At 37.9% G+C, this 6000-nt stretch carries 4 protein-coding genes and 5 tRNA genes; all 9 read left to right on the top strand.

Going from position 1 to position 6000, the window contains the following annotated elements; all coding sequences use genetic code 11:
* Positions 1–53 precede the first annotated feature (53 nt).
* The 9 genes from N9R04_RS08205 to glmM all read left to right on the top strand — a co-directional run bounded on the left by N9R04_RS08205 (position 54) and on the right by glmM (position 5503).
* A tRNA-Glu gene (locus tag N9R04_RS08205) sits at positions 54–125 on the top strand.
* Between the two features lie 7 nt (positions 126–132).
* Positions 133–208, top strand: a tRNA-Val gene (locus tag N9R04_RS08200).
* A gap of 14 nt (positions 209–222) precedes the next feature.
* A tRNA-Tyr gene (locus N9R04_RS08195) sits at positions 223–307 on the top strand.
* A 7-nt stretch (positions 308–314) separates the two neighbouring features.
* A tRNA-Gln gene (locus tag N9R04_RS08190) sits at positions 315–389 on the top strand.
* A 1-nt stretch (position 390) separates the two neighbouring features.
* Positions 391–463: transfer RNA gene (locus N9R04_RS08185), tRNA-Lys, on the top strand.
* A 675-nt stretch (positions 464–1138) separates the two neighbouring features.
* The gene (gene rocF, locus N9R04_RS08180; protein WP_262856269.1) at positions 1139–2044 is read left to right on the top strand and encodes an arginase; all 906 of its coding nucleotides are present in this window, start codon (positions 1139–1141) and stop codon (positions 2042–2044) included.
* 342 nt (positions 2045–2386) lie between these two features.
* Entirely contained in the window at positions 2387–3193 is an 807-nt protein-coding gene (gene cdaA, locus N9R04_RS08175) for a diadenylate cyclase CdaA (protein WP_262856268.1), read from the top strand.
* Positions 3194–4126 (top strand): CdaR family protein, encoded by a 933-nt coding sequence (locus N9R04_RS08170; protein WP_262856267.1) that lies wholly within the window; start codon positions 3194–3196, stop codon positions 4124–4126.
* Between the two features lie 27 nt (positions 4127–4153).
* Positions 4154–5503, top strand: coding sequence for a phosphoglucosamine mutase (gene glmM, locus N9R04_RS08165; protein WP_262856266.1), 1350 nt, complete (start codon positions 4154–4156; stop codon positions 5501–5503).
* Positions 5504–6000: the final 497 nt, after the last annotated feature.

Below are 6000 nucleotides of genomic sequence, written 5' to 3'. Positions count from 1 at the left end.
ATCGGCTGTTAACCGATCGGTCGTAGGTTCGAATCCTACCTGTGGAGCCATATGGCCCCGTGGTCAAGCGGTTAAGACACTGCCCTTTCACGGCAGTAACACGGGTTCGAGTCCCGTCGGGGTCATTTTGATGGAGGATTAGCTCAGCTGGGAGAGCATCTGCCTTACAAGCAGGAGGTCGGCGGTTCGATCCCGTCATCCTCCACCATCTTAATTAAATATGGAGGGGTAGCGAAGTTGGCCAAACGCGGCGGACTGTAAATCCGCTCCTTCGGGTTCGGCAGTTCGAATCTGTCCCCCTCCACCATTATTAATGGGCTATAGCCAAGCGGTAAGGCAACGGACTTTGACTCCGTCACGCGCTGGTTCGAATCCAGCTAGCCCAGCCATGAGCCATTAGCTCAGTTGGTAGAGCATCTGACTTTTAATCAGAGGGTCAGAGGTTCGAATCCTCTATGGCTCATTTAATGCACGCTCTATTTAGAGGGTGCTTTTTTTAAATTTTTCTTTTAGAAGAACTAATGCTAACAGAAAGATGTCGAGACAGAAGCGTTAAGGTTTGGAGGAGAACCGGGATATGAGGCTGGGAGATAAAGGTCTTTAACTAGAGAGAAAGAGGCTGGGACATAATGTAATGTCCCAGACCCTTTTAGCATCTTGGCAGTAGATGACTGATTTGAAAATGCGCTTGTATCAAGCTTTTTCAATTCTAGTCATCCTTGCCGGGGGGAGTACGAAATCTTTTTAGTCAAATTAGATTTCTGCCCCGCTCCCGAATTATGAGCGTTTCTGTCAACAATCCTACTTTTAGGACGTTGTCCACCAGTTCTAAGATCATAGAGGCTTTATACCCCCCTCAATAATAAGTCTAAATAAAGTAAAGATTACCTTACAGTTATAGCAATTTAGCGCAGTGTAGGAACGAGCTCTTATTCAATTTTGATTGCTTCATAGAATACATAAAACGCATATAACCACAAATCATAATGAATACTAAAGGCGTTTACATGTCTCGAACTGTTATTGACATGAAACTACATTTTGTTATGATTAGTATGAACGTGACAGTTACATAATACTGAAAAATACGTACAGAACTAATCATTTTAGTTTAGCTTAAATAAAGGGGTTATGAACTATGAATAAAAATATCGATATTATAGGAGCACCTACAGCTTTTGGACAGAAGAAATTAGGGGTAGATCTTGGTCCAAATGCAATTCGCTATGCAGGTGTAGTTGATCGATTGAAAAATCTAGGTTTAGATGTTGAAGACAAAGGAAATGTCGAGGCACCACGTATTGATGTCGAAAAATACAATTCTGAACAACAAGGGTTAAGAAATAAGAATGAGATCATTACTTTTTCTAAACAACTAAGTGAAGCTGTATCTCAAAGCGTAAATTCTGCTCGCTTCCCTTTAATCCTTGGCGGTGACCATTCACTTGCAATCGGTTCATTATCAGGAGTCATCCGTAATTATGATAACTTAGGCGTTATATGGTATGACGCTCATGCTGATTTAAATGTTCCTGAGGAGTCTCCGTCAGGTAATGTACATGGAATGCCTTTAAGAGTATTGATGGGAGAAGGTGACGAAGAACTCGTTAGCCTCACTGATCAACAACCTAAAGTGAAAGCTGAAAACATTGTTTTGATTGGCGTAAGAGATTTAGACGAAGGTGAAAAACAATTTATTAAAAAGCATAATATTAAAACTTATACTATGGCAGATATTGATCGTTATGGTATCCAACAAGTTATTGAGGAAACAGTGGCATACTTGAAAGATAAAACTGATGGCGTACATCTTTCCTTAGATGTCGATGGTTTAGATCCAGCTGAAACTCCTGGAACAGGAACTCGTGTGTTAGGTGGATTGACATATCGAGAAAGTCATTTCGCATTAGAACTATTACATGAAGCTGATTTAATTACCTCAATGGATTTAGTGGAAGTTAACCCACTCATTGATTACCGTAACACGACTGCTGAGCAAGCAGTTGGTTTACTAGGTAGTTTCTTTGGTGAGACTTTACTGTAAGTTAAAAAATAGCATGGTGAATATATATATTCTTTTATGGGACTATGATTTTAACGGTTAGTGATAGAGATCACTGGCCGTTTTTTTAATTGTAGATATAGTAAAGAGAGATTAATATTCCTTTAGTGCATTACTATTTTTCTTATCATTATTGAGACTGGGACATCAAGGTCTTTGACTAGAGAGAAAGGGAGCGGGACTCCGAAATCCTTTCATTCAAATGAGATTTCTGTCCCGCTCCTTTTGCCTTAATTTGCTTATTCTTTTTTATCGAAAGTATGACAGTTATTCATTTGGTTGGTATAATATATAGCATGGGAACATGTTACCGGAGGAGATGTTATGGAGTTAGCCAACTTTTTTTATCATTGGAATACAATAAACGTTATTACTGGTGTTCTCGATTTACTCATTGTATGGTATGTCCTCTATTTAGTCATCACAGTATTTAAAGGGACGAAAGCCATACAGTTATTAAAAGGGATTGTTGTCATTGTCATAGGGCAACAAGTCAGTAAAATGTTAAACCTAACAGCTACATCTCATCTATTTGATCTAGTTATACAATGGGGTGTCCTTGCACTCATTGTGATATTCCAGCCGGAAATTAGACGTGCATTAGAGCAACTAGGTAGAGGTAGTTTATTTAAACGATACTCAAGTAATTTAAATAGTAACGAAGATAAGCTGATTGAAGCTGTATCTAAAGCTATTCAGTACATGGCTAAACGTCGTATAGGAGCGTTAATCGTTTTCGAAAAGGAGACAGGACTACAGGATTACATAGAAACTGGGATCCCGTTAGATTCAGATATATCGCAAGAGTTATTGACTAATGTATTTATACCTAACACACCTTTGCATGACGGTGCTATGATCATTCAAGGAAGTAAAATTGCTAGTGCTGCATCTTATTTACCTTTATCAGATAGTGCTAAAATTGCTAAAAGTTTAGGTACACGTCATAGAGCAGCTGTAGGGATATCCGAAGTATCAGATGCTTTTACAGCAGTGGTATCTGAGGAAACAGGTTCAATCTCTGTGACGTTCGATGGAAAGCTCCGCAAAGATATTTCTACGGATGCTTTCGAAGAATTACTAGCTGAACATTGGTTTGGCACACACTTTCAAGAGAAAGGTGTGAAATAGATGTTAGAGAATAAATGGGGATTAAGACTTATAGCACTCGCCTTAGCTATATTATTCTTCCTTTCTGTAAACAATGTATTCGGTAATATGTTTGATGCAGATAAATTCGGGCAGAACTCTACAGAGACTTTAAATGATGTGCCTGTAGAGATAAAATATAATCATAAAGATTTATTCGCTAGTGGCGCCCCTGAGACAGTTAATGTGGAATTAACTGGTTCGCGCTCACAAATTATCAAAGCTCAGAAAAACGATGATATTAAAGCCATACTCGATTTAACTGGCGAAAAGGCAGGACAGCATTCAGCAGATTTTGAAATAAAAGGTTTAGATGATAATTTGGACTATGAAGTTAAACCGAAAGAGGCCAGTGTTAATCTTGAACAAAAAGTCAGTAAGAAGATGAAAGTTGAACCAGATGTGAGTGAAGATAATGTAGATGCTGACTACAAGATTAGTCAACAATCTGTGTCTCCACAGACTGTGAAAGTCACAGGTGGAGAGAAACAATTACGTAAAGTAGCATATTTAAAGGCCACATATAAAGATACGTCTCAACTATCTGACGATACGACTGACGTGGCCAACATTACTGCATTCGATAATAAATTGAATAAGTTAGATGTAGCAATACAACCTAAAGAAGTAAATTTGACTACAAAATTAGCACCTTACAGTAAAAAAGTGAAAATCAACCCTAAGATTGTAGGCAAGGTAGCCAAACATCGTAAGGTAGATAAGGTTAATCTTAATCAAGATACAGTTGAAATTTATGGGAATAAGGATGATTTAAAAGACATCAACGAAATAACAGGTGAGATTCACGTTGATGACGCAAGCGAAACGACAGATAAAGAGGTCAACTTAAAGTTACCTGATGAAGTAACAAAAGCAGAACCAAAAAACACAAAAGCAGAAATTTCTATTAAATAAATTAATCGCTAAAAGGAGATAAAGGTTATGGCTAAGTATTTTGGAACAGATGGCGTAAGAGGGGTGGCAAACCGAGATTTAACACCTGAACTCGCCTTTAAATTAGGTCGCTATGGCGGTTACGTACTCGCTCATAATGAAGATAAAAAGCATCCAAGAATTCTCGTAGGGCGTGATACGCGTGTATCAGGCGAAATGTTAGAGTCAGCGCTTATTGCAGGACTTGTCTCTATTGGAGCAGAGGTTATGCGTTTAGGCGTAATTTCTACACCGGGAGTAGCTTATTTAACTAAAGAGATGGAAGCAGAATTAGGCGTTATGATATCTGCTTCTCACAACCCAGTAGAAGACAATGGGATCAAGTTCTTTGGGTCTGACGGTTTTAAGTTATCCGATGCACAAGAAGAGGAAATAGAAGCGTTATTAAATCAAGAAGATCCCGATATTCCACGTCCTGTAGGTGAAGATATCGTCCATTATTCAGATTACTTCGAAGGGTCTCAGAAGTATCTAAGTTATTTAAAATCTACTGTCGATGTAGACTTTGAAGGTATGACTATTGCTTTAGACGGAGCAAATGGATCAACGTCCTCCCTTGCACCATTTTTATTTGGCGATTTAGAAGCTGACACTGTAACAGTTGGCTGCAACCCAGACGGTTACAACATTAACGCTGGAGTTGGTTCTACCCATCCGGAGGCGCTCGCTGAGACAGTAGTTGAAAAAGAGTGTGATTTCGGTCTAGCTTTTGATGGTGATGGTGACAGACTTATCGCTGTAGATGAAAAAGGGAATATCGTAGATGGTGACCAAATCATGTTTATCATTGGTCAAGAAATGGCAAAAAATCAAGAATTAAATAATAACATGATTGTTTCTACAGTCATGAGTAATCTTGGTTTCTACAAAGCTTTAGAAGCTGAGGGCATCCAATCAAACAAAACTAAAGTCGGTGATCGCTATGTCGTAGAGGAAATGCGTAGAGGCGATTATAATTTAGGTGGAGAGCAATCTGGTCATATTGTCATGATGGATTACAACACTACGGGTGACGGTTTGCTGACTGGCGTTCAACTTGCTTCAGTGATTAAGCTTACTGGTAAAAAGTTAAGCGAATTAGCTTCTCAAATGAAAAAATATCCACAATCTCTAGTCAATGTTAAAGTTTCCGATAAATATCATGTAGAAGAAAATGTTGCAGTTCAAGAAGAGATGACTAAAGTAGAAGTAGATATGAATGGAGAAGGGCGCATACTCGTTCGTCCTTCCGGCACAGAGCCACTTGTACGCGTGATGGTTGAAGCAACAACAGATGAGAAAGCTGAGGAATATGCACAACGTATTGCGCGTGTAGTAGAAGAACATATGGGATTATAAATTTATCAAATATCTCAACAACTATAACGACTAGGACAGTCAAGTTCTAGAAAGTCGAAAAACAGTGAGAATTCTTTTGTAAAATTGAATTTTCACTGTTTTTTATTTGAAGTCTTTTAGAGGTCGGAACAAAAGCCTTGAGGATTTCTTCATACAAATTGGATAAATTTGTAACGTCTAGTTGATCTGTGACTAACTGTTTAGTTCTATGATAGTCACATCATACGTTTGCTATCTTTTATAAAACTTCTACCATTCTGCCATAAGAAAAGAGTGTAAATATGACCTAGTTGTAATTTTAAAGCTCATTTAGTTAAGAAGAGGCAGAATTAACTAATTAACTTATGAAAAATAGAAAAGTGCTAAAAATTTTTGTAAAGCGTTAATGCTTGAGGAAATGAATTGTAAAATAGACTATTTGTCTTGATACCTTTTATAAATAGCATTGCATTTTATCAAACTCTTCATTACAATAGAGATAATGATAATCATTATCA

Origin of the sequence: Staphylococcus marylandisciuri (assembly GCF_025519785.1) — a bacterium.
GTDB classification, from domain to species: domain Bacteria; phylum Bacillota; class Bacilli; order Staphylococcales; family Staphylococcaceae; genus Staphylococcus; species Staphylococcus marylandisciuri.
This window is presented reverse-complemented; position numbering and strand designations above follow the sequence as displayed.